At 54.9% G+C, this 24,215-nt stretch carries 26 protein-coding genes and 1 other annotated feature; of the genes, 5 read left to right on the top strand and 21 right to left on the bottom strand.

The window, feature by feature from the left end:
• The first annotated feature begins 739 nt into the window (after positions 1-739).
• Entirely contained in the window at positions 740-1,006 is a 267-nt protein-coding gene (locus B5E62_RS09130; RefSeq protein ID WP_087174284.1) for a hypothetical protein, read from the top strand.
• Positions 1,007-1,036: 30 nt separating this feature from the next.
• On the opposite strand, the gene B5E62_RS09125 is transcribed toward B5E62_RS09130, so the two are convergent.
• The 20 genes from B5E62_RS09125 to B5E62_RS09035 form a co-directional block, all read right to left on the bottom strand.
• The gene (locus tag B5E62_RS09125; protein WP_087174283.1) at positions 1,037-2,497 is read right to left on the bottom strand and encodes an ABC transporter permease; all 1,461 of its coding nucleotides are present in this window, start codon (positions 2,495-2,497) and stop codon (positions 1,037-1,039) included.
• Positions 2,466-4,007: a COG1361 S-layer family protein gene (locus tag B5E62_RS09120; protein WP_087174282.1), complete on the bottom strand. Its 1,542-nt coding sequence runs from the start codon at positions 4,005-4,007 to the stop codon at positions 2,466-2,468. The genes B5E62_RS09125 and B5E62_RS09120 overlap by 32 nt, the downstream gene beginning before the upstream one ends.
• Entirely contained in the window at positions 3,991-4,710 is a 720-nt protein-coding gene (locus B5E62_RS09115) for an ABC transporter ATP-binding protein (protein WP_087174281.1), read from the bottom strand. The genes B5E62_RS09120 and B5E62_RS09115 overlap by 17 nt, the downstream gene beginning before the upstream one ends.
• 145 nt (positions 4,711-4,855) lie before the next feature.
• Positions 4,856-5,212 carry a stage V sporulation protein AE gene (spoVAE, locus tag B5E62_RS09110; protein WP_076776180.1) on the bottom strand — a complete coding sequence of 119 codons (357 nt, stop codon included), beginning with the start codon at positions 5,210-5,212 and terminating at the stop codon, positions 4,856-4,858.
• 1 nt (position 5,213) lies between these two features.
• Positions 5,214-6,248 carry a stage V sporulation protein AD gene (locus B5E62_RS09105; RefSeq protein ID WP_330398083.1) on the bottom strand — a complete coding sequence of 345 codons (1,035 nt, stop codon included), beginning with the start codon at positions 6,246-6,248 and terminating at the stop codon, positions 5,214-5,216.
• Positions 6,245-6,718 carry a SpoVA/SpoVAEb family sporulation membrane protein gene (locus tag B5E62_RS09100; RefSeq protein WP_087174292.1) on the bottom strand — a complete coding sequence of 158 codons (474 nt, stop codon included), beginning with the start codon at positions 6,716-6,718 and terminating at the stop codon, positions 6,245-6,247. Before B5E62_RS09100 ends, B5E62_RS09105 begins: the two co-directional genes overlap by 4 nt.
• Positions 6,719-6,759: 41 nt before the next feature.
• Complete coding sequence (locus B5E62_RS09095; protein ID WP_087174280.1) at positions 6,760-7,182, bottom strand: stage V sporulation protein AB; 423 nt, start codon at positions 7,180-7,182, stop codon at positions 6,760-6,762.
• Positions 7,142-7,828, bottom strand: coding sequence for a stage V sporulation protein AA (locus B5E62_RS09090; protein ID WP_087174279.1), 687 nt, complete (start codon positions 7,826-7,828; stop codon positions 7,142-7,144). Before B5E62_RS09090 ends, B5E62_RS09095 begins: the two co-directional genes overlap by 41 nt.
• A complete protein-coding gene (locus B5E62_RS09085) occupies positions 7,798-7,998 on the bottom strand; it encodes a hypothetical protein (RefSeq protein WP_076776171.1) in 201 nt (66 codons plus the stop codon). Before B5E62_RS09085 ends, B5E62_RS09090 begins: the two co-directional genes overlap by 31 nt.
• 79 nt (positions 7,999-8,077) lie before the next feature.
• The gene (gene sigF, locus B5E62_RS09080) at positions 8,078-8,791 is read right to left on the bottom strand and encodes an RNA polymerase sporulation sigma factor SigF (protein WP_087174278.1); all 714 of its coding nucleotides are present in this window, start codon (positions 8,789-8,791) and stop codon (positions 8,078-8,080) included.
• Positions 8,770-9,237, bottom strand: a complete 468-nt coding sequence (gene spoIIAB, locus B5E62_RS09075; protein ID WP_087174277.1) for an anti-sigma F factor — start codon at positions 9,235-9,237, stop codon at positions 8,770-8,772. The genes sigF and spoIIAB overlap by 22 nt, the downstream gene beginning before the upstream one ends.
• Before the next feature lies 1 nt (position 9,238).
• Positions 9,239-9,550: an STAS domain-containing protein gene (locus tag B5E62_RS09070; RefSeq protein ID WP_087174276.1), complete on the bottom strand. Its 312-nt coding sequence runs from the start codon at positions 9,548-9,550 to the stop codon at positions 9,239-9,241.
• Between the two features lie 164 nt (positions 9,551-9,714).
• Complete coding sequence (locus B5E62_RS09065; RefSeq protein WP_087174275.1) at positions 9,715-11,043, bottom strand: tetratricopeptide repeat protein; 1,329 nt, start codon at positions 11,041-11,043, stop codon at positions 9,715-9,717.
• Positions 11,044-11,087: 44 nt separating this feature from the next.
• The gene (locus B5E62_RS17070) at positions 11,088-11,231 is read right to left on the bottom strand and encodes a hypothetical protein (RefSeq protein ID WP_164488608.1); all 144 of its coding nucleotides are present in this window, start codon (positions 11,229-11,231) and stop codon (positions 11,088-11,090) included.
• Between the two features lie 15 nt (positions 11,232-11,246).
• Positions 11,247-12,545 (bottom strand): bifunctional folylpolyglutamate synthase/dihydrofolate synthase, encoded by a 1,299-nt coding sequence (locus B5E62_RS09060; RefSeq protein ID WP_087174274.1) that lies wholly within the window; start codon positions 12,543-12,545, stop codon positions 11,247-11,249.
• 2 nt (positions 12,546-12,547) lie between these two features.
• A complete protein-coding gene (locus B5E62_RS09055; protein WP_087174273.1) occupies positions 12,548-14,761 on the bottom strand; it encodes an LTA synthase family protein in 2,214 nt (737 codons plus the stop codon).
• A 67-nt stretch (positions 14,762-14,828) separates the two neighbouring features.
• A complete protein-coding gene (locus tag B5E62_RS09050; protein WP_087174272.1) occupies positions 14,829-17,492 on the bottom strand; it encodes a valine--tRNA ligase in 2,664 nt (887 codons plus the stop codon).
• A 100-nt stretch (positions 17,493-17,592) separates the two neighbouring features.
• Positions 17,593-17,839: a binding site (T-box leader), on the bottom strand.
• A gap of 158 nt (positions 17,840-17,997) precedes the next feature.
• On the bottom strand, positions 17,998-18,801 hold the full coding sequence (locus B5E62_RS09045) for a protein-ADP-ribose hydrolase (RefSeq protein WP_087174271.1): 804 nt from the start codon (positions 18,799-18,801) through the stop codon (positions 17,998-18,000).
• A 23-nt stretch (positions 18,802-18,824) separates the two neighbouring features.
• Positions 18,825-19,751: a DUF1848 domain-containing protein gene (locus tag B5E62_RS09040; RefSeq protein WP_087174270.1), complete on the bottom strand. Its 927-nt coding sequence runs from the start codon at positions 19,749-19,751 to the stop codon at positions 18,825-18,827.
• A gap of 322 nt (positions 19,752-20,073) precedes the next feature.
• Positions 20,074-20,745, bottom strand: coding sequence for a Crp/Fnr family transcriptional regulator (locus tag B5E62_RS09035; RefSeq protein ID WP_087174269.1), 672 nt, complete (start codon positions 20,743-20,745; stop codon positions 20,074-20,076).
• 146 nt (positions 20,746-20,891) lie between these two features.
• Between B5E62_RS09035 and B5E62_RS09030 the strand changes: the two genes are divergently transcribed.
• From B5E62_RS09030 to B5E62_RS09015, 4 genes are all read left to right on the top strand, one after another.
• Complete coding sequence (locus B5E62_RS09030; protein WP_087174290.1) at positions 20,892-21,236, top strand: TIGR04076 family protein; 345 nt, start codon at positions 20,892-20,894, stop codon at positions 21,234-21,236.
• Positions 21,237-21,475: 239 nt separating this feature from the next.
• Complete coding sequence (locus tag B5E62_RS17645; RefSeq protein WP_087174268.1) at positions 21,476-22,219, top strand: M23 family metallopeptidase; 744 nt, start codon at positions 21,476-21,478, stop codon at positions 22,217-22,219.
• 24 nt (positions 22,220-22,243) lie between these two features.
• Positions 22,244-22,573, top strand: a complete 330-nt coding sequence (locus tag B5E62_RS09020) for a hypothetical protein (protein ID WP_033125671.1) — start codon at positions 22,244-22,246, stop codon at positions 22,571-22,573.
• Complete coding sequence (locus tag B5E62_RS09015) at positions 22,570-23,046, top strand: GNAT family N-acetyltransferase (RefSeq protein ID WP_087174267.1); 477 nt, start codon at positions 22,570-22,572, stop codon at positions 23,044-23,046. Before B5E62_RS09020 ends, B5E62_RS09015 begins: the two co-directional genes overlap by 4 nt.
• Here the strand turns inward: B5E62_RS09015 and B5E62_RS09010 are convergent.
• Positions 23,015-23,944, bottom strand: a complete 930-nt coding sequence (locus B5E62_RS09010; RefSeq protein WP_143468833.1) for a hypothetical protein — start codon at positions 23,942-23,944, stop codon at positions 23,015-23,017. The two genes, B5E62_RS09015 and B5E62_RS09010, sit on opposite strands and share 32 nt — an antisense overlap.
• Positions 23,945-24,215 lie beyond the last annotated feature (271 nt).

Raw genomic sequence — 24,215 nt, 5'->3', positions numbered from 1 at the left:
CTCAGGGCAGCGCCCTGAGCCCTCGGAGAGCTTTTCAATATCAATATCTGCAATTTTCAAGGTTCTTCTGAGCCTATTTTTTATGACTTATTTTTTCATAGATTACTTGACACTACCCTGCTTCATATATATTCCCTTATCTTCTTTTCTCTTCCAGGCACTCTGTAAGCTATTTTAAAATCTATCGTCCCCGAAGTCAAGACACGATCTCCACCTAGCACATGACCATGGTCTGAAGAGCCGCATCGTGGCTGGCAGGTGTGACCCCCGCACAGCTCATCGATGATCTCCCAGACTCCCGTCCACAAAATCCCTCTGCATATCCACCACGATCAAAAGCCTTTTCATGTTTATCACACCTCTTTCCTATCTTTAATAGATACACTATCCCCGGGAAATTTGCAAGTGCCACAGCCGGATATTCCCGTTTTAGATTTTCTTCACATTTTTTAGAACTTAATAATCATATCTTCATTTTTTCTTTAGATGAGTGTCACAGATTGGACATATTTCCCCTATATACTAAAACCATCAAATAAATGAAGCTGACGGGGGTACACAGATATCGGTTCTTGGATTTCCGACAGCTTCGCCTAAAGACATTAAGTTATATTTAGATAGATTTACCTTTTTTCTCTTATTTCCTTTTTTCTGAGGCAGCCGGAAGCGGCTGCCTCTTCCTTTTGTCCCATCCCGGTGCTATAATGGTTAGACAAACACCTCAGAAAGGATGGCACACATGTTTCGTTTATGGGCAAAAGAATTTAAAGGGGGGCGGATGGTGAGAGATACGGTAGTCTGCGATGGCGGCGACGACACACGCACCCACAAGATCTTCCGGGCGCTGGATGAGATATGCTATGACTTCGACCTCAGCAAGCCCATCTGGCTGGACTCCACTGTCACTGAGTTCAAGAGACACAGCAAGACCCGGTTTTATCAGGATAATTTCGTGGACTCCATCGATTTTGACTATCTGGAGATCCAGGTAATAGAAGAAGACTGATCCCAAGAGGGACCAGTCTTCTTTTTAGTCTCACCCGTTCTGTATGGCCGCAAGAGGGCTCAGCCTCATGGCCCGCAGGGCGGGGATATATCCCGCGCCCATCCCCACCAGCATGGAAAATCCCACTGCCGCCAGGACCAGCCAGGGAGGAATGAAGGATATCCCTCCTCCCACACCCATGATGTTCTTTGTGGCTGTCAGGGCATTGATGACAGTGGACACCGCAAAGCTCAGCACGCAGCCCGCCGCGCCTCCCATCAGCCCGATGAAAGCCGCCTCCAGAAGAAACATCTGGCGGATATTTTTCAGGCTGCAGCCCAGCACCTTGATGACGCCGATCTCCTTTGTCCTCTCGTAGATGGACATCATCATGGTGTTGGCGATGCCGATAGCCGCCACCAGAAGAGAGACCGCGCCGATCCCTCCCAGCACTGCCTGGATGATCGCAAGCTGGCTTTTCATGCTCTTCATGAACTCAGCGTTTGTCTCCGCGTTGTATCCCATCTGGCGGATGGCCGCCGCCACGCTGTCCGCCTGGTGGATATCGTCCACTCGCACGAGAGCCTGGCTGTAGCAGAACTCCCTGTAGGGCTTTCCGGACTTTGTGACCGGCTGTCCCGGCAGGGCACGGCCCGCAAATTCCTTTTTCAGCGCCTGCTTCAGCGTGTCCAGGTCACAGTACACACTGGAGAAATGTTCGCCGTAATCCTCCTGGCCGCCCGCTACCACTCCGCTTGCCTGCACCGCATATTTTCGCACAGACTTCCCGGTCCCCGTGGCAGCGCCGCTCTCCCCGGAGCTGCTCCCAGGGGCCGGCGATGCGGCTCCGGACGCAGTCTCACCGGAGAAGCCGGCCGGGGACATACCACCTTCCCGGCTCTGGCTGTAGCCGCTCTCGTCCAGGACGAGGAACAGGGTGTCATGTGCCAGATCTATATCCGGCAGCCGTGCGTATTCGTCATAGGTCCCGCCGCCCCTGCTGTCCGCAAAGGAGGAGAGGACACCGTTTCCGTAGACAAGCTCCAGCTTCCCCCTGCCGCTCTCCGGCAGGCGCCCGCCGGGGGCCAGCTTTATGTTCCTGCTCTCCAGCCCCTCCGGCGTCATACCGGTGAGCTGGACTGTCGCCTCATATCCGCCCTTCAGCAGAACAGCTGACACGGTATAGACCGGCTGCACGCTTTTTACATGCTCCATCCCCGCGAGCTGGGACACAAGCTGGTCTGTCACCTGCTTCCGCTCCTGTCCTTTCTTGCCGCCCGGGCTCCCCTCCGGGGAGCCCGGCCCGGCTTCCTTCCCGGTGACAGTGATCGTGTTCAGTCCCCCTGTCTCCTCGATCTGTCGGTACATCGCTTTCTGCATGCCCAGCCCGAGAGAGAACATGACCACAATAGAGGTGGTGCCGATGATGACTCCCAGCACTGTCAGGAAGGTCCGGAGCTTTCTCTTCAGCAGACTGCTGCTACTCATCCTCAGAAGGTCCATCCAGCTCATACAGCACCTCCTCTTCCGCTGCCCTCTTCTTTCTCTTCCATATCACTGCCGCCGTCGTTCCGGCTGCGGCTGCAAGGACCGCTGCCGCCACGGGCACGAAGGGGAAAGAGGGGGCCGGCTTCATATCCGCTTCATCCCACTCTGTGGTCTCCACGGCCTCCGCGACCTCCAGCTGCAGCTCCTTTTCCGCTTTCGATATCTTGCCCGCCTCGTCCTCATAGGTTACAGTCATCTTTACCTTCTCCGGGCCCTTTGTCTTCTTCTCGCCCTCCAGCATGGCGTCTATGGCAGCGCTTGCCCCCGGCTCCACACTGCCCACAAAGAGCTCCTCCTTCTTGATGCCCTTTCCTTCAAACAATGCCTTTACATTATAGAGCTTCACCCGCCCCATGTTGTAGAGGCTGCAGGATACGTTGGACTCCTCGCCGGGACTGATGACCGTCGGCGTCACCTCAAAATCACTGAACTCGAACCTCGCCTCCTGTCTGACCGGGATGGAAATGCTGGACTGGGCTTCGATCTGAGCTGCGTTCTGGTCCTCATATTTCATCGCAAGGTTTATGCTGTAGGGCTTCTGCACCAGGTCGGCCTTGGCGTTCAGCTGTATGGAAATATCCGCCGTTCCTCCTGCCCCGATCTGGTCCAGATAGAGGGAGCTGGCACCTGACGCAGGCAGGAAGGCCGGCGCCGTGGTCTGCTCATCCCGCCCTTCCGTGGGCGCTGCCAGCTCAAAGAGCAGATTGCTTACCCTGGAGGCTTTGGATGTATTTTTCAGATGGATCGTCAGCTTAAAGTCAGTCCCAGCTTTTACCTCTCCCGGGTCTGTGTCAAATCCGGTGACGATCACCCGGGGCACCGTGCCTGACGAAGCCTGCCCGCCGCCTGTCACAGGGCCGTTCTCAAAGCTCCCTGCCAGGGCCGCCATAGAGCCGCCCTCTGTCTGTACCTCTCTGGCCGCCGTCCAGCCCGCAGGGCCGTCCTGAGCGCCGCCGGCTCCCTGCCAGGACTCCCCGGCGCCTCCCTGAGGCTTTGAACCGTCAGGCTCCTTCCCGCTCTCGTTTGCAGTAACATTTACGTAGAAGGAGCTGCTGCCGCCGATGTCCTCCCCACCGGACCCTGTGGCGGACACGTCGAAGACCACCCTGTACCGCCCCGGAGCGGCATCCCCTCTGGCTGTAAATCCGAAGGAGGCCTGCCATGTCTCCCCCGGGGCCATGCTTTCTTTTCCCTCCTCATAGCTCTGGTAATCTGTCGCAAAGGGCCACTGTCCTTCCTCGCCCTCCAGCCTGGGCACTGCTTTTATGTTTTTCAGCTCATCCGGTCCGTTGTTCTTCACCTCCAGGACAAAGGTCTTTGTCTCTCCCTGCTCATACGCGGGAACCCTGTTCTCCGGAACAGATACCTGTATCCTGGCGGCCGCAGCCCTGGACTCTCCCTGGGGCATCAGCGCCATCCCAAACACAACTGCTGCCACAGCTCCCGCTGTGATCCTCTTAAACCATTTCTTCATCTTCTGTACTCTCCTTTTTCTTTACTTCAATACTCACTATCTTCCCGTCAATGACTTTGATGATCCGATCTGCCCAGGACGCAAGCTGGGGGTCGTGGGTGACCATTACGAGGGTGCAGCCCTGCTCCTTTACCACCTTCTGCATCAGGGCCATGATCTCCCTGGACGTGCGGGAGTCCAGGTTTCCCGTAGGCTCGTCCGCAAAGATGATCTCCGGATCTGACACGAGAGCCCGGGCCACGCCCACTCTCTGCTGCTGTCCCCCCGACATCTGATTGGGGAAATGCTTTCTGTATTTTCCAAGCTTGACCCTCTCCAGCATCAGGCGGGCCTTCGCTGTCCTCTCGCTTCTCTTCACACCCCGGAAGTTCAAGGGAAGCGCCACATTTTCCTCCGCGTCCATGGAAGCGATGAGCTGGTAGGCCTGGAAGATAAAGCCCACCCGGCGCCTGCGGAAGCTGACAAGCTGCTCCTCGTTCATCCGCTCCAGATGGTGTCCGCTGATGACCACCTCCCCTTTTGTGGGCTTTTCAAGACCCGCCAGCATATTCAGGAGCGTGGACTTCCCCGACCCGGATGTACCTACAATGGCACAGAACTCGCCCTTTTTGATCTCAAAATCCACGCCGTCCAGGGCCCGCACCGTCTCCTCGCCCAGGTAGTACAGCTTGTACAGGTTTTTTACTTGTATCACGCTCTGCACGTTCAACCCTCCTTTTATCTTTGTTCGTCCTCCCATATCCCGGTCAGAGATGAGTGCACGACAAAGTGAGGGTATCATATAAATCCTAAGGCTTTGCTGGCAATTTATTTAAGATTTTATGAAGATAAATGAATATCATTTTCAATCATTTCTTCATCTTCGGCTCAAACACGAGGGAGGCCAGGTATCCGAAGATGAGGGCGGCCGAGATGCCGGCGGCGCTGGCTTTGAAGCCTCCCAGGAAAATGCCGATAAATCCCTCCTCTTCTACCGCCTCCTTCACCCCGTTCCACAGAGTGTTCCCAAAGCCAAGCAGAGGGACAGAGGCGCCTCCCCCGGCGAACTCTGCGAAGGGCTGGTAGATCCCCAGGAATCCCAGCACCGCGCCGGTGCACACCAGAAGGACCATGACCCTTCCCGGCATGAGCTTTGTGCGGTCCAGCAGGATCTGAACGAGAGCGCAGATAGCGCCTCCCACCCAGAATGCATTGATATATTCCATCCTAATCTTCCTCCTTCCAGTCCGGGCACTGTTCCAGCACAATACCGTGGGCGATCCCCGGGACGCTGGCTCCCTCGTTGTAGCTGACCGTGGACATGAGAGCCCCGGTGGGGACAAACAGGACCCGCCTCCACTCCCCGGAAATGATCTTAGGCAGGATGTAGGAGGCCAGGGTCACGGCCGCACAGCCGCAGCCGCTCCCTCCTGCGTGGGTGTCCTGGGTCTGCTGGTCAAAGATCAGTTTCCCGCAGTCCAGGTGAAGACCGCTGATGTCGATCCCCCGCTCCCGCATGAGGTCCAGCAGGATGCTCTGCCCCACATATCCCAGGTCCCCGGTGATGATCCGGTCGTACTCCTGCGCCTCCCGGCCAAAGTCTTCCAGGCTGCAGGCGATCGTGTCCGCCGCCGCAGGAGCCATGCAGGCTCCCATATTCTGGGAGTCCTTGAGGCCAAAATCCACGATCTTCCCCACCGTCACACCGGCGATCCGCACAGGTCCGGGCCGGCTGCTGACGACAAAGGCCCCGCTGCCAGTGACTGTCCACTGGGCCGACAGGGGCCGCTGGCTGGCATAGCTTAAGGGAAACCGGAACTCCTTCTCCGCCGTCCCGAAGTGGCTGGAGGTGACCGCCAGCATGTACTCCCCGTACCCGGCCGCGGCACTCATGGCCGCCAGGGCCAGCGCCTCCCCGGAGGTGGAGCAGGCGCCAAACAGGCCGAACATGGGGATCTGAAGCTCCTCCGCTCCCATGGATGTGGCGATCCCCTGGCGGAGAAGATCTCCCCCGTACAGACAGCGCACCTGGTCCGGTCCCACATGGGCCTTTCCCAGGGCCAGCACACAGGCCTCCTTCTGGATGCGGCTCTCCGCCTCCTCCCAGGTCTTCTCCCCGAAGAGGTCATCCTCCCCGGCCATGTCAAACAGATCACCCAGAGGTCCCTCGCTCTCCTTCTTCCCCACCACGGAGGCGCTGCTTATGATACAGGGTGCCTCCACAAAGGCGATACTCTGGGCGCCCTTTGTCTTCTGGATCATCGGATCACCCCCGTTTCCCCTGCGATCCACCAGATAAGCCCCAGAAGGGCGCTGGTAAATATCCCGTAGAGTATCACAGGCCCGGCGATCGTAAATATCTTGCAGCCGATGCCCATGACCTGCCCTTCCTTCTTGTACTCAATGGCAGGCGCCGCCACAGAATTGGCAAATCCTGTGATGGGGACAAGGGCCCCCGCTCCTCCCCACCTGGCGATCCTGCCGTACAGATTGAAGCCTGTCAGGAGCACGCTCAGCAGGATCAGGAGAACGCAGCACCAGCCCCCGCTCACATCCTTTTCCAGTCCCATCCTCTCGCCGTAATTTAAAACAAATTCCCCCAGGGTGCATATAGCGCCTCCCGTAAGGAATGCCTTTGCCATGTTCAGAGGCAGGCAGTGTACGGGTGTCTTTCTTTTCACATAGTCCCGGTATGCCTGCGCATCCTTTTCTGTCCTTTTTTCCATATCCATCTCCTCCTGCCTGTCTATTCCCACCGCTTTGCCGGCAGGGCCTAGCTCCCCCACTGGTTCCAGAAGAACAGCACCGCTCCCGCTCCCTTTCCCAGGGCCATTCCCAGGATCGCCCAGGAGACGCACTTTGCCAGATCGATCCTCCGGATAAAGACCGGGAATACATTCAGCACCTCCGCCAGGGCCATGGCCCAGCACCCGGTAAAAATCCCGGCCAGCAGCCCGAAGACGGCCAGGAGGGGCTCTCCCCCGGGCAGCGGGATCTGGTAGACAAAGAGCAGATTGCCCGCCGCGCCGCCCAGGGCCGCCGCGTCCTCGTACAAGAGGATGCTGTCCCCCGTGTGTGTCCTGTCCGCAAAATCAGCCAGGACCCCAAGCTCTATGATAAAGGAGAACAGTCCTCCCGCCACAGTGATGCCGGCGCTAAGCCCCAGGATTCCCAGGATGATCTGCTGTATCCACATCCAGCTCCTTCCCCTTTCTGGAATACGACTCGATGAGCGCATTCTGTATCTCCCCCTCGTAGGTCCGCATCTGCACCTCGATAGGCGTGGGATCCTCCGAGAAGCGCCTTTTGCCGAAATGATCGAAGAATATCAGTATGCCTGCCACCAGACCGATGCTGTAACTCAGCTCCAGGACGGTAAAGCCCTGCTCCCTGGTTCCCGTGACCAGCTCGTAGACCTGGCTGAAAAGCCTTGTGACATCCACGTCATTGTTGAAGGCCATGATGGAGAAAGCGGCACCGGCAAATGTCAGCACCGCCACTCCCGCCGTCTTTACCGCATGCAGGAGCTTTCCCCCTGACCCGGGCTCCCTGTAGGTGACGATCACATCCGGGCTGCCAAGGCTCACCACCTCCGCCTTAGGGAACTCCGCATGTATCGCCTCGATCGCCTTCAGGACAGAGAGAGCCCTCCGCATGACCTTTTTATTCCCGGCCGTTCTCTCCCCCTCCCGGAACCGGAACAGGCGTATGGTCTTTATCTTCGCCTTCTGGAGCGCCCCGGCGCACTCTATCTGAAATACATCCCCCACGGTCACAGACGGTTTGTCTACCTCCACGTTGCCGTCTGCCTTTATATAGACTGTATCTGTCCTGTCCGCCATAGTTTCTCTCCATCTGTACCCGGCAGGGCGTCTTCCGCCTCCACCAAAGTTCCTTCTGTCACACTCGTATTTTTCTTCATCTCCTGGAAATACCAGACAGCCCCCAGGATCACGGCCAGAGCCACCACACAGAGAAGGCATACCCTTATCTTTTTCCTGGCTTTCTCCATATCCACTCCTCCTTCGCTGCCGTTTCTGGGAATAGTATGGATAAGACATAAGAAAAATATGCGTCAGGGTATGCCTTTTTCAGATTTTCTCCCGCATCCTTTCCAGTATCTTCTTTTCCATCCGGGAAACCTGGACCTGGGATATCCCCATCAGCTTTCCCACCTCTGTCTGCGTCTTGTCCGCAAAATAGCGCAGGTAGATGAGGCGCCTCTCCTGGGGTTCAAGCTGCTCCAGGAGCTGGGAGAGGAGCATATGGTCCAGGAGCTTCTCCTCTCTTTCCTCTCTCTCCTCCAGCTTGTCCAAAAGCTGTATCTCACGCCCATCCTTCTGATAGATGGTCTTGTGGAGAGACTCCACTTCCGCCCCCGCCTCCATGGCAAGCACCAGCTCCTCGGTCTCCACGCCGGCCGCCCGGGCCACCTCCTCCACCGTGGGTTCCCTCCCTGTCCGCTCCCGCAGCTTTTCCCTGCACACATTTGCCCTGCCGGCGGTCTCCTTCAGAGAGCGGCTCACCTTGATCATGCCGTCATCCCGCAGAAAGCGCTTGATCTCCCCGGATATCATAGGCACTGCGTAGGTGGAAAACTTCACGTCATAGGACAGGTCAAACTTGTCGATGGCCTTAAGAAGTCCGATGCTCCCGATCTGGAACAGGTCCTCCACCTCCGCTCCCCGCCCCCGGAAGCGCTTTACGATGCACCATATCAGCCCCGTATTTTCCTCCACAATCTGTGCTTTCGCCTCCTCATCCCCTTCGTGAGACTTCTGTATCAAAGCGATTGTGTGGTCCATAGCTCCCGTCCTCTGCCAATCTCCTTTCTCATTTTCACTCTGGTCCCCCTGCCCGGCTCCGACTCCACCTCCAGCTCATCCATGAAGGCCTCCATAAAGGAAAATCCCATGCCGGACCGCTCCATCTCCGGCTTCGTGGTAAAGAGGGGCTCCATGGCCTTCTTCACATCCGGGATCCCCACGCCCTTGTCAGACACTTCCAGAAACAGGTTCTTCCCCTGGATCCACGCTCTGATATGTACTTTGTGGAGTGTGTTTTCATAGCCGTGTATGATGGCGTTGGTGACCGCCTCTGACACGGCCGTCTTCACGTCGGACACCTCCTCCACCGTGGGGTTCAGCTGGGTCATAAAGGCTGCCACCGTCACTCTGGCGAAGGCCTCGTTGGACGAGTGGCTGTCAAAATAAAGCTCCATCTCATTTGTCACATCCCCTATACGCTCCATCTTATTTATCCTCCTCATAAATCTGCATGATCTTCATAACACCGGACATGGTGAGGATTTTTCTCATCCTCTCGCTGGTGTGGACAGCCCACACCTCGCCTCCCATCATGTACACCTTCTTGTAGCGCCCCATGATGACCCCTATGCCGGAGCTGTCCATAAAGCCGGTGTCGGCGAAATCAAAAATGATGTAGCGGATGTGCTCCCTGTCGATGAGCCTGTCCGCCTCCCGCTTGATCTCCTCCGCGTTGTGGTGGTCCACATCCTCCGGCAGAAAAATCGTGAGACAGTTCTCCTGTACCTGATACTTCAATTGCCATTCCTCCATCCTTTTCTTTTTTCGGCCCGTGGAAGGGCCTCCTGCCGCGGGAAAGACCGGGCTTTCCCGCGGAACAAAAAAGAGAAGGATATACCTTCTTCTGTATATCCTTCTCTTTCGTGTCTTTTTTATACCTCTGCTTCTCTGTCGGAGCCCCTCTACTCAGAGGACTCCTCACCGGAGCCGTCTTCCCCGGATGTATCGATATTCGGATACTCTGTCTGCACCCGCTCTGTCCATGTATTTGCGTTCTCCGTGTCTCCGGAGGCGGCGTAGGACTGAGCCAGGAGCCACATGGCCTGGCCGTCATCGTATCCGGCGTTCATCTGCATGACCGTGTTCAGGTTCGTGATGGCGTCCGCATAGTTGGCCACCTCATAGTTCTGCTGCGCCGTGTAGTACAGCGTCTCGCAGTACCGCCCGTAGATGTCCTCTGTCATGGAGTCGAACTGCTCCCTTCCGACCGTCCCCAGGGAGTCCGGATTGACCTTCAAAAGCTCTGTCACCATAGCGGCATCGCTCATGTCCTCCGACCTGTAGTGGTCGTACATGTTCAGGACGATCTCGTAGCTCTCCTGGGTGGAGGCCGCCGTCTGCTGGGCTGTCTCCGTGGCCTCGCTGTTGGCCCGGTACTGCTCCAGCTCTGTCTGCAGCGCACTGATCTGGGCGTCCTGCTCCGCGATCTGGTCGCTGAACTCCTTCACCTGGCGGTTGGTCCTCTCCGCCGTGGAGCTGTTCACAGCCGGCATGATGAGGAACCACATGACAGCCACCCCCACCACCAGACCGATGACAATATTCACGATAGTCATCAGTCCCGCGTTCTCCTTCACACCCGCGGAGGCGGGCTGGATGATGGTCTCGTTGCCGATATTGTATGTGACGGTCTGGGGCTTCTCCTTTTTCCCTTCCTTCTCCGCCTGGCGCACGGCTCTGTTCCTTCGCAGCTCGTTCAGCTCGTGCATGTAGCGCAGGGTAATGTCGTTGGTCGTGTCCAGCCTGTGGGCCTCCTTCAGGGTGTGGCGCGCTTTCCCGTACTGCTGGGTGTGCAGGTACAGCAGGGATAAAAGCTGATAGGCCTTCAGAAAGGAGGGGTGGTCTGCCACCACTTTCTTCAGCTGGATAATGGCCAGATCCTCCCCGTCCTGATAGCAGTAGGAAAGGCTCTGGTTGAACTTGCGGATAGCCTGGTTCACCTTCTCAAGCTCTGTCGGATTTTCCTGCAGTTTCTTTATATAGTAATTGGCGATGTTCTCGTGGGACTGGAAATTCTTGCTGAGGATCCACTCCACAAGCGCCTCCCCGACCTCTCCCCGTCCGTAATAGACAAGTCCCAGGAGGTTTCTCGCCGCAATGTTCTCCCTGTTATACTGAAGGCTCTTCTTCAGGGATGTGACCGCCCCGGACATATCCCTGATCCTGGCCCTCTTAAGCCCGTCATTGTACCAGTAGTTGGACTGGTACACCAGTTTCTGTGTATACTCCATATGATCCCCGTATTCTTTCTTATTATTGGCTTCCTTTGTCTGTTCTATTTACTGTTGTTTGTCTGCTCGATCATCTCCCGCAGGATATCACTCATATCCGTCAGATCCTCCTGATACACTGCGTCCTCTATATCTTCCACTTCCACGCTGGGCTGGAATTTTTTCAGTTCTTCCTCATAGTTCAGCATAAACCTGTACCTCCTCTATGTGCAGACGGCCTCTTCTGTTATGAGCCTGCGCAGCTCCCCGATCAGGTACAGAGAACCGATGCAGTACACGCTGCGTCCCTGTCCGAGGCGGGCCGCCTCCCTTACCGCCTCCGCCGGCTCCGGACAGACAAGCACCGGCCTTTGGGTGCGGCGCCTGAACATCTCCCCCAGCTCTCTGGCAGGAACCCTTCTGCCGTCTCTTATTTCTGTGACAATATACACACTGGCCTTCACCCTTTCACACAGGATGGACGCCATCACCTCATACTCCTTGTCCGACACAGCGGAAAAAAGGATGACCGGCTCCCTCTCCCCCAGAGCCTCCAGAGTGTCTGCAAATGCCTCCACAGCACCCGGATTGTGAGCTCCGTCCAGGAAGATCCCCGGCCGTATCTCCTCCATCCGTCCCTTCCAGACAACGGAGGACACTGCTCTTTTCCATCTCCCATAGTCGATACACTCCTTTGGGAGCACTGTCTCCAGCGCCGCAAGAGCCAGGGACACGTTCATCATCTGATAGGTCCCACAGCCACGGATGGTCCAGAGTTCATCTTTATCATACGCACTGCCCCTTGAAAATGCAATATGTTTCCTGGTAATTTCCCGGATTTCGAACGCATTTTTCCCAAGCTTTCTACACGGTGCATGGAGCGCCTCCGCCCGGGCCTCAATGACCCGGGCAGCTCCGGGCTCTGTCCCGTCAAAGATGACAGGAACCCCCGCCTTGATGATCCCGGCCTTCTCAGCTGCGATCTGCTCCACCGTGTCTCCCAGGTATGCCGTGTGGTCCAGGCTGATGGAGGTGATCACTGTGACAGCCGGGTGCTCCACCGCATTGGTGGCGTCCAATCGTCCCCCCAGCCCGGTCTCCAGGATGATATACTCCACATCTGCCTGGGCAAAAGCCAGCATGGCCATCCCGAAAAGGAACTCAAAATAAGAAGGATGGGAGACGCCGTCCGCTGCCATCCCATCCACTGTCTCTTTCACCTGCTCAAACACGGCGAGAAATCCTGCATCATCTATCTGTTCCCGGTCCACCACGATCCGCTCATTCAGGGATATCAGATGGGGGGACGTAAAAAATCCTGTCCGTCTCCCCATCTCCAGGAGCACCGCCTGCATGTAGGCGCAGACGGACCCCTTCCCATTGGTTCCCGCCACATGGATGATCTTTCTGTCCATCCCCGGGTTTCCCATTCTTTTCAGAAAATCACGTACATAGGCCAGGGAATGCTTCTCTGTAAATCTGGGTATCTCTTCTATATACCTGACAGCATCCTGATAGGTCATATCTACTCTTCCTCTTCTCCGTTTGCCACTACCCAGGATACGCCCTCCTGGTCCGCACTTCCTGTTCCCGGCACCTTTGTCAGCGTCCCGTCCTGGTAGATATACTCGCAGGAGGTGCGGAAAACGGTATTGCTGGACCCCACCTGGCTGACAGTCACTACATCGCCGTTTTCCAGAGTGGTCTCCGGCAGCTCAATCCTGGTGTTATTCAGGAAGGAACTCTTCTGCCGCTCGCCGTTCACGTAGACCCGGCTGTTCTTGGTAAAGTTCTCGCCGTACAGACTGTAGCCTTCCTCCAGCTTTGGCACCAGATCCGTGATCTCCACATCCTTCACACCCATCTGCATATGTCCCTCGGTAATGGGCGGTTCGCCATTGTACACATACTGCTCTCCGTACATGATATCGTACTGCAGAAGCTCCAGGTCTGCCAGGTAATTCTTGGTCTGCCGGCGCTCCTGGTGATAGTTGAAGACTGCACCGGAGTGGATGTCCAGACGCTCCATCACGTCTGCCATGATCTGGTAGGAAGGGATGTTCCTGTCCTCCTTTGCAAGGCCGATGTTGTCCCAGATCACATAGTTTGTATTGTAGAGATAGCGGCTCTTTAAGTCCTCCGCCTCCAGCCCCATGGTGGGAAGGTGGTCCCCGTAAAACACGATGACCGTTGGCTCCCCTCTCTCCTCGATGGCAGCCACCAGGTCTCCTGCGAATTTGTCCATCTCATAGACCTGGTTCACATAGTATTCCCATTTATTTTTAAGGGCCTCGTCCTCAATGCCCTCCACCTTGATCTTCGGGTTCTCGAGGACCTGCTCCTCCGGGTAATCTCCGTGGCCCTGGACGCTGACGCCAAACACAAAATCCTGCTGCTCTGTAGTATCCATGGCCTCCAGGATATGGTCAATGAGTATCTCGTCCTTGGACCATCCGTTTTCCGTGGTCTGCAGGATATTCATGAACTCTTTGCTGGTGAAGGTGTCAAACCCCATCATATTGTACACTCTGGCCCGGCTGTAGAAATTTCCCCCGTTGTTGTGGAGGGCGTGGGTCCCGTATCCAAGGGCGCCAAACGCCGTGGCAGCACTCTCCGTGGGCTGAAACTTCACAATGGTCTTGTAGGGGTACTCTCCAGGGCCAAAGTAGCGCATGTTCATACCAGTGAGCACCTCAAATTCTGTGTTGGCTGTCCCCGCCCCAACAGAAGGCACTTTAAAATAGCCAGATGAGTACTGCTCCGCCATGGCGTGAAGGTTGGGCGTGGCATCCTCAGAGGTGGTGAAAAACTCCGCCTCGGCCACGTCAAAGTAGGACTCCAGCTGGATGAAGATCACATTCGGCAGGTCCTCCTGGGACCGGCCTGTCTCAGTTTTTGTTATCTCCCCGTCACCACTGACAGCCTCCATGGTCTCCTGGCTGTAGCCATTGGGCTCGTCAATGCCTGTGTTGAACAGGCTGGCCATAAAGCAGTAGGGAAGACCGTAATCCTCGTAGGCAAAGGCAATGTTCCCGAAATAGTTGGACACCACCCGCTTGTCCAGGGCCACCTGGGAGATGAAGGTGTAGGATCCGAAGCACACCACCACGCCGGCGAGCGCCAGGACGCGGTGCATCTTTCCCTCAAACTGGCCACCCCGCCTCCACATGGAGACACTCCACACGATGACCGCCGCAAGGCCCACGATCACCAGCACCAGCTCCATGGGATCAAAATAGTTGTTGATAAGGGCCAGGCCCTCGCCAGCCGCCTTCAGGTCCTGGGCATTAAAGGGTGTCACCCGGACCATCAGCATGTAGCCGTTGGCCACACCCAGCACCAGCCAGAGCACGCTGATGACGATGCGGGCGAAGACCCTCCTCCTCACCAGGTACACGACCGTAAAGGTCATAAAGATCATAAACGCATTGTAGAGGAACACAAGGGGTGACCCCATCATATAGTCCCAGGCTTCAAAGGCGGAATGTCTGGATATTGCTTCGATCACAAAATTGATCAGACATGCCAGCAGGGCATGAAACACCAGAGAAAAGCGGTTCATAAACGCGTAGACCGGCTTCATCTTCCGGGCAAAGGGCCCATTGCGGCGGGCCTCCAGGATCCTCTCCCGCCGCTCCTTCCTCGCCCGGTGCCACGCCTTTACATCTTCTTTTTTCAAATGTCTGATCTTATAAAGGGTGCCTCTGATATCCGGCTTTTTCAAGTGAATTTTTTTCATTGTCATCCCTTTCCTTTTCCCTGTAAATCATATACTCCCTGCTGTCTGCTTTATCGGTCCTTTGATTCTATTTGGAAATCTTATCCTTCAGAGAGGCGAGACGGTCCTTTACCTGGGCCATCATCTGCTCATATTTTTCCAGCTTCTCCCTCTCCTCCTGCACTTTGGCGGCGGGAGCCTTGCTGACAAATTTCTCGTTGCCCAGCATGCCGTTGGAGCGTGCGATCTCCTTTGTGAGGCGGGCCTCCTCTTTTGTAAGGCGCTCGATCTCCTGGTCAAAGTCGATCATATCCTCAAGCGGCAGATAGGCGGTAGCGTCCGGCACGACCACGGAGATAGCGTCCTCACCGATGCCTTCTTTATTCTGCTGCATGATAAAGTCTGACGCGTTGGCGAGACGGAGCATGGCGTCTTTCAGCTCCTCGAAGCCCGCAAGCAGCTCCTTGTCTTCGCTTACCACATAGATCTTGACTTTCCTGTTTGCCGGGACATTCATCTCCGCCCGGATATTTCTCACCCCGCTGGCGATGAGTTTCAGGTGTTCCACCACATTTTCAGCCTGGGGGAACTCCCACTCTTTTTTCGCTTCCGGCCAGTCGGACATCATCAGCGACTCTTCCTCCGGGATCAGTTTGCTGTAGATCTCCTCTGTCACGAAAGGCATGAACGGATGGAGCAGCTTCAGCGCGTTTTTCAGCACTTCCCTTAAAGTCCAGAGAGCCACGTTCGCTGACTCCGGCTCTTCCTTGGCATTGTACATTCTCTGTTTTACAAACTCGATATACCAGTCACAGAACTCATCCCAGATAAAGTCATAGACTTTCTGCAGAGCGATACCCAGCTCAAACTTGTCCATGTTCTCTGTGACATCCCGGATCAGCCTGCTGCACCTGGAAAGGATCCACTTATCCGCCGGCAGAAGCTTCTCAAGCTCCGGCTCTGTGATCGTTTTATCCTCCATGTTCATGAGAATGAACCTGGAAGCATTCCACACTTTATTGGCAAAGTTACGGCTGGCCTCCACTCTCTCATTGTAGAAGCGCATGTCGTTTCCGGGGGCATTTCCTGTCACCAGGGTCATACGCAGGGCGTCCGCGCCGTACTGGTCAATGATCTCCAGCGGGTCAATGCCGTTTCCTAAGGACTTGCTCATCTTGCGTCCCAGGGAGTCCCTCACAAGGCCGTGGATGAACACGGTGTGGAAGGGGCTCTTTCCTGTATGGGCATATCCGGAAAATACCATGCGGATCACCCAGAAGAAAATGATATCGTATCCTGTCACAAGTACATCTGTGGGATAGAAGTAGTCCAGGTCCTCGCTCTTTTCCGGCCATCCCAGCGTGGAGAAGGGCCACAGGGCAGAACTGAACCAGGTGTCCAGCGTATCCTCATCCTGTGTAAGATGGGTGCAGCCGCACTTCGGGCATTTCTCCGGCATTCCCCTGGATACTACTACCTCGCCGCACTCGTCGCAGTAGTAGGCTGGGATCCGGTGTCCCCACCAGATCTGACGGGAAATACACCAGTCACGGATATTTTCAAGCCAGTGCAGATAGATCTTGTCAAACCGCTCCGGCACAAATTTCAGATCGCCGTTCTTCACAGCCTCGATGGCAGGCTTTGCCAGCTCATCCATCTTCACGAACCACTGCTGCTTGATGAGAGGCTCCACTGTGGTGTGGCAGCGGTCGTGGGTTCCTACGTTGTGAGAGTGGGGCTCTACCTTTACAAGGTATCCCTGCTCTTCCAGATCCTTCACCATGGCTTTTCTCGCCTCATAGCGGTCCATGCCGGCGTACTTGCCGCCGTACTGCTCATTGATGGTGGCGTCGTCGTTCATGATGTTGATCTCGGGCAGGTCATGCCGTTTTCCCACCTCAAAGTCGTTGGGGTCGTGAGCCGGTGTGATCTTCACGGCACCGGTCCCGAATTCTTTGTCTACATAGTAGTCCGCCACAATGGGGATCTCCCGGTCTGTCAGCGGAAGCAGGCATTTCTTTCCTACGATGTCTTTGTATCTCTCATCGTCCGGATGCACAGCGATGGCTGTATCTCCCAGCATGGTCTCCGGACGGGTAGTCGCAATCTCCAGATAGTCATCTGTCCCTACAATGGGGTACTTGATGTGCCAGAAATGTCCATCCTGCTCCTCGTGCTCCACTTCCGCGTCGGAGAGGGATGTCTTACATACCGGACACCAGTTGATGATCCTGGATCCTTTATAGATATAGCCTTTCTCATACAGGCTGATGAACACTTCCTCCACTGCCCTGGAACAGCCCTCGTCCATGGTAAACCGCTCTCTGTCCCAGTCACAGGAAACACCCAGCTTCTTGAGCTGTCCCTCGATGGTTCCCGCGTACTCTTCCTTCCACTGCCAGGTGCGCTCCAGGAATTTCTCCCGTCCCAGTTCCTTCTTGTCAATTCCTTCCTCTTTGAGCTGGTTTGTCACCTTCACCTCTGTGGAGATGGCAGCGTGGTCTGTTCCCGGGATCCACAGGGCATTGTATCCCTGCATCCTCTTATAGCGGATCAGGATATCCTGCAGTGTGTTGTCCAAGGCGTGGCCCATATGCAGCTTTCCTGTGATATTCGGGGGCGGCATGACAGTTGTAAAAGGTTTTCTGCTCCTGTCCACCTCAGCGTGGAAGTATTTGTTCTCACACCACTTGTCGTATAATTTTGGTTCGATCTCCTTTGGATCATAGGTCTTCTCCAGGTTCTGGCTCATGTTCTTCCTCCTCATAACCATTCTTCCGGCTGCTTCGCAGCACATGTAACTGATGTGGTGAAGGGTTATTATTGAATAAAAAATCACCCCTCACTGAAACGTAAAGGGCGAATATATCTGTCCGCGGTACCACCTTTATTTAATATGGAAGAAACACTTCCATATATCTTCTCTTATTCTGTAACGTGAACGACTCCGGGATGACTTACCTGCTGTCTGCCATTCAGCCATCCGGCTCCAAAGCTACCTTCCGCAGTTCCTTCTCCAGGCCGCCTCTCAGCCCACGGACAGCCCTCTCTTTTGTGGAGCGGTAACACCTGCGTACTCCTCTTCTTCTCCGCCTTTTTCATAAACTATCCATAATGATAGCCAGACAGTGTGGTTTTGTCAAGGAATTCACTGAATTTTCATAAACTCTTAAGAACTGGGATGTGCCCACTTATCCACCACAGATGTGGATAACTTATTCCAGTCCGGGGGATAAGTAACCTGTTTTTTTACACGATTACCGAAAAATCTTCTGATAAATATGCAGATCCTCTTCCTTAAAAACATCAATTACCACCCGCTCAAGCCTGGAGCCGGACAAATACCTATCGATCACGTCTATGGCAATCTGAGCCGCCAACTTGTTAGGAAAATGAAACTCCCCTGTGGAAATACAGCAGAAAGCAATGGATGTAAGTCCCTGTTTCTCCGCCAGCTTCAGGCAGCTCCTGTAGCAGGAGGCCAGCTCCTCCTTCTGCTTTTCCGTCACCTGCACGCCCACCACCGGGCCCACTGTGTGAATCACATGCCTGGCAGGCAGATTGTAGCCCCCTGTAATCTTTGCCTTTCCCACGGGCTCCTCGTGGCCCTGGGCTTCCATCAGCTCCGCGCACTCATTCCGCAGCTGGACCCCCGCTGCCGAGTGGATGGCATTGTCGATGCAGCCGTGGCAGGGGACAAAGCAGCCCAGCATCTGGGAGTTGGCCGCATTGACTATGGCGTCCACAGCCAGGGTGGTGATGTCTCCCCTCCAGAGCACGATGCGGTCGTCGTTTTTTATGGCCGTGCAGGGATACTGCTCCCGGATCACCGGCAGCGCCTCTCCATCTGTGACACCTTTTTCCTCCAGCTCCTCCCTGAGAAGCTCATCCTGCACCCGCAGGAACTCAGGGCTCACTCTTCCGGGCCACCGCACGTTCATAAAGCTTCGCAGAAGCCTTCTCTTCTCCGTCTCATTCATCGGCTCCCGGATGACTTCATAGCCTGGATTTTCTTTTTTCAGCTCCCGGATCAGCCAGGATACTTTCTCAGAACGGGTCATTGTCTTCCTCCAACAGATCATTTTCACATAAAATCAAACAGCGACAGCTGGATGTCCCTGCTGGACTCCACTTCCCTGTCTGTGATCGTCTCATCTCCCTGCAGATGTCCGATCAGGACGGGGGACTCCGGGTCGTGCTCATCCCTCCTGCTCTTGGCGCTGGCAAGGCTGGCCGTGGCATAGCAGTAGTGGCATCCGTGGACGCAGGTGTCGTACATGCCGATGTCAATGCTCTCGCAGCAGCCGCACTCCTTCCTCTGTCCCCTGTCCTTCTTCAGGTCCAGCTTGTATCCGATGATCTCCCTTATCTTCTCCCTGTCAACACAGGCAGCGTGGCGGATGCCGTACTGCTCCAGATCGATCTTCTCCGCGCAGGTGTACAGGGGCAGACCATACCTGGCGGCAATTTTGGAAAGCCCCTCCGCCAGCATGACCTTCTCCTCGTCCTCCGGCTCCCTGAATGGGCTGCCTCTGTAGGAGTCCACAAAGCTGAAAATGCACCGGGTCGTATAGGGATGCAGCCACTGGCACATCATGTCGAATTTCTCAAGGTGATAGTCAATGGTATATTTCTCCGTCAGGAGGATGGGATCAAAGCGGAAATCCACCCTGTTTTTCCCCAGCCGCTGGCTCAGAAGGATAAAGGTGGCAATGGACTCCTCCGTGGACGGCAGATGGGGTTCTATGTCCTTCTCATAGTCCGTGACCGTCATCTGAAAATAATACTGGTAGTCCAGCCTGTCGATCATCTTCAGATAGGGCAGCATGGGTTCCGGATTTTTCGTCCAGAACACAAAGCAGTCCACCACCTCAGGCGTAAGGCGGATACGGCTCACCTTTTTTCTGTTGTAGGGGTTGGGGACCAGGACTTCCTCTGCCAGCAGCCGGTTCATAAACCACTCCGGATACAGGGCAGGAATGTCGGTCCTCCTGCTTGCGCTGATGATCATAAGTCCTCCCTGGCACCGCGGGGTCTGCACATCGCCGTGACATCACATGCCGTCTGTATGCTGTCTGTATGCCATCTGCATGCTGTCAAAAAATGCATGTCTTTTTGCCCCGCATCATACATCATCCATTATAGCACATCCCGTTTTTGAATGACAGAAAAATCAGAGCACTCTCTGTAGCTTAGACTACAGACAATCCCTCTGATTTCGTGTATGATGATAATGTAATGCACCTGGCCAGGCAGCAGAAGCCGGACAGCTGCACCCGCTGCCCCCTGCTATGTTCTGAGTCGTGCGCTGGTGCTCTGGCTGTGTCCGGCTGTCACAGCGTCTCGCTGGAGCAGTGGGCTGCCAGCAGGTCCGGCCGCAGGATGCGGATCTGCTTCCGGCTTGTAGCGATGACGCCCTCCTGCCGGAGACGGGAGATGTTTCTAGAGAGATTGACCCGGTTGGCCGCAAGGATATCCGCCAGCTCCTCCTGGCTCAGATAAATGACTGGGCCCGCCTCTGTCTCCTCTCTTTCTGCCAGGAGATAGAGAAGATTGCACAGCTTTATGAAGGCGCTGTTGTACTCCTGGTGCGCCGTCTCATAGAGGAGCAGGTTGACGTAGGACGCATACCAGTCAATGACCGTCTCTGTGAGAGGAAAGCTCTCTTCCATCATGCGGCGGAACTGGGGCGGGGAAAATTCCAGCGCTTCCACATCCTCCAGAGCCTGGGTGGCAATGGATCTTTCTATTTTGAACCGATTGCCGTGATAGACCGGGAAGACGGTCCCCTTTCCGTGAAAGGAGAGTATCTTCCTGTGCCCCTCCTCGTGGTGGATGCAGGTCAGGGCCAGCCCGGACAAGATATAATAGACCGGCGAGAAGGGCTGTCCCGCGGCCCACAGGCTGTCTCCCTTTTTAAAGGAACGCCTTCTTCCCGGAACAGACTTAAAATAGGTTTCAAATGCAGAAAAATCATCTGCAAAAATGTATCTGGGTGTCTGCATGGCAGCTCCCCCTTTCTGGACTGCATTTTCAGGATACTTTCATAATAATACATTCCGGCGTCCGCCCGCAAGGTCTGGGCCTTTCTGCTCCGGCGCCGCCGCAATGGTCATCAAAAAACCATCAGAAAACGGAGGTACTATTTATGATGAAATGCGTAAAGATCACTGTGCTGAAAACTACCCTCGACAAGGAACTGGCCGGCGAGTACGGCATCGAGGGGCTGACCGCCTGTCCCATGCTGAAGGAGGGCCAGGTCTTCTATGCGGACTATGCAAAGCCTGAAGGCATGTGCGACGAGGCCTGGAAGGCCATCTACCAGTATGTATTCGCCCTGGCCCACGGCGCAGGGCAGGACCTCTTCTACTATGGAGACTGGATCAGAAAGCCGGGCGTTGCCATTGTCTCCTGCAATGACGGACTGCGTCCTGTCATCTTCAAGCTGGAGGCCACCGAGGAAGAGTCAAAGATTGACTACACGCCCGTCAGGTAGACAAAGGAGGCACCGCAAGGGTCATGCAGCCGACTGTCCTGTGAGTATGACCGGTATGAAAAGGGAAGGCTTTCCCAGTATTACCGGATCGACCTGCGGCGATCCCCTCCAGTGATTTCCTGAAAAATGTGGACATTCCCAGGGTGCAGTGATACACTGTCCCGGGAGGATGATATAGTGATAAAGGAGAGCTGCTTTAGAGTTGCTGCTTTTTATACCGAACAGGGAGGGCCATTAAAATGAATGTTTCTGTATTTTTCCAGTCATTGAAACAGATGGGGGGCATCATCGCACTGGAGCACAGATACCACGGGAACCTCCCGGATATACGGAACTGCCGTCTGTGCGCAGAATATTCTCTTCCTTTTAAGGGAAAATGGGTTGTTGTAAACGGAGGTATTTCGAAAAGAACATCCCACTCCTGGGATATTCCCACCCAGAGATACGCTTATGACTTTGTCATACTTGACGCAGAAGGCAAAAGCTTTCACGGCCCGGAGGCAGACCCATCCTCTTTTTATTGCTATGGAAAGGACATTCTTGCTCCGGCTGATGGCGTAGTAGCGGAAGTATCCACAGGACAGCCGGACAGTCGGATCACTGCCAGAAGAGAGGCCGTCTGTGATGCCCGGGATATCCGTGGAAACTATATATTGCTTTTCCACGCAGAAAACGAACACTCTCTGCTGGCTCACCTCAAACCAGGCAGTATCCTTGTATCCGTCGGACAAACTGTCAAAAGGGGGCAAAAGATTGCCCAATGCGGAAATTCCGGCAACACCTCCGAACCCCATCTGCACTTTCAGCTGCAGCAAGGACGGAGCTTCTACACTTCACCGGGGCTTCCCATTCAATTTGCGGATATATATGTCCAGGATACTTCCAAATATGAAGTCTTTGATGACAGAGGCCTATATATTCCCGGAAAATCCTCCTATCCGCCTTATATTGAAATTGGACAGACAGTCAGCAACAAAAAATAACCCCCATCATTTCAGGAGGAACCTATGATCATAGAAAACAATCCAAAAGAACTGGAGGCAATGAGAGAGTTTCACAGGGGAAACCGGGCCGAGGGCCTGAAGCTCCAGGAAGAATTTGCCGCTCAGTTCAGGGAGGAATACAAAGATAAGGACCACTGCCCCTGCAAAAAAGCGTGCCGCTATCACGGCAACTGCAAAGAGTGCGTAGCCATACACCGGGCCCACCAGGAGCATGTCCCCAACTGCATGAGACCCATGCTGAACAAAAAGCTCCGGCTCCTGTCCGAGCTCACCGAACACACGCTGGCCAATGAGATCGAGCCGCCAAAGGAGGTCCTGAGGAAAGACCTATGATCTACAGAGCATATACCTCAAAGGACCTTGCCGCCGTCGTCCGCCTGTTTCAGGATACGGTCCACACAGTCTGCGCCCGGGACTACACCTCCAAGCAGCTGGACGCATGGGCTCCAAAAGAACTGGATATGAAAAAGTGGCAGGCCACGCTGCTGGCCCACCACACCATTGTCGCGGAGGAAGGCGGCGTCATCGCCGGATTTGGCGATATGGACGACACCGGCTACCTGGACCGCCTCTACGTACATAAAGATTTTCAGCGCCAGGGCATAGCCACTGCCATCTGCGACCGTCTGGAAGCTGCCCTCTCTCCGGAGCTTTCCCCCGTCCGGTTTACGACCCACGCTTCCATCACCGCAAAGCCTTTTTTTGAAAAAAGAGGATACCGCATTGTAAAAGAACAGACCGTGGAGCGCCGCGGTATCCAGCTGACGAACTACGCTATGGAGAAGCCGTGCCGGAAAGCTGAGTGATCAGCTCTTCCACTGTCTCAAGGCTCTCCTCCAAGTCCTCCGCGATCTCCTGTGCTGTCTTTCCCCTGGACAGCTTTTTCTTTACCTTCTCCTTCAGCACAAATTCTTTCCCGGCCTGATAGCCGTCCTCGTAGGCCTCGCTCTTTACAGCTTTTTCATAGCTTTCCTTGTCAAACGTCTCCAGTATCATCTGCACCACCTCCGCCTTCTGCTGGATCAGGATGTCCCTCAGAATCCCATCCCTGATGCAGTCGTCGATAGTCCGCATGAGCACCTCCTCCAGAGGCCCTGCCGTCTCCAGGTTCCTCCGCACCCTGTCCACAAAAATGGCGTACTCCTCCAGCCGCCGGCACTTCTCCATAAGAGCCCGGTTGTGCCCGTAGTTGATATTCAGCATCACTGTGATACATTCCAACGCCGGGGTCTTGCCCTCCCCGCACCTCTCAAAAAGATCGGAGAGCCGCAGGACTGTCCGATCCGGCTGCTCTTTCGTCCCATTGTAGAACACGATGTGCTGGGGAAAAGGAAAATTCCTGGGACTGGAGCTGTAGATATTTATATTGTTCTTGGCAATAATTTTTCCGTACAGCCTGGCAAAATACAGCACTCCCCTCATGGGCATGTTGGGATTGTAGGTGCTCTGGTGCTCATATAAGTTCAGAGTGCCGCTGACAAGGAAGGAAATGTCATTTTTCATAGAAAGATAGAGAACATTTCCCAGGGTGTTGATCTCCAGCTCATCCGGGTCCTCATACTGCGCGCCTGCCACGGCGTTGTAAAGGGACAAGAGGTCCTCCTTGTTGTTGAACACGAGCCGGAAGAGCCGGTCCTTGTATTCCCGGTCAGCAGTGGGATATTCTGAGTCATCCACATTTACCATATTTACTTTTTTCGTCATGCACATAAAGATGTTACACCTCCATTATAGACATAAAAATAACGGACTGCAACCTTTTCACCTGTCTGCAGACTTCATAAAAAGGAATTTCTGTAGCGGAAACCGCCCCGGACGAATGCCGGATGATCATAAATAAGAATGGCTGCCGGGCAGCCTCAGAGAAAAGATTTTCTCTGTAGATGGTTTACATTATATAAAAAACAGGCGCGGATAGCAATAGGACATATTGCACAAATTTATGAAAACAATCTTGTGGAAATAATAGACACTG

The sequence above is a fragment of the Lachnoclostridium sp. An118 genome (assembly GCF_002160985.1).
Lineage (GTDB): Bacteria > Bacillota > Clostridia > Lachnospirales > Lachnospiraceae > Claveliimonas > Claveliimonas stercoravium.
Note: the sequence above shows the minus strand (reverse complement) of the source record. Positions and strands in the feature narration are given on the sequence as shown.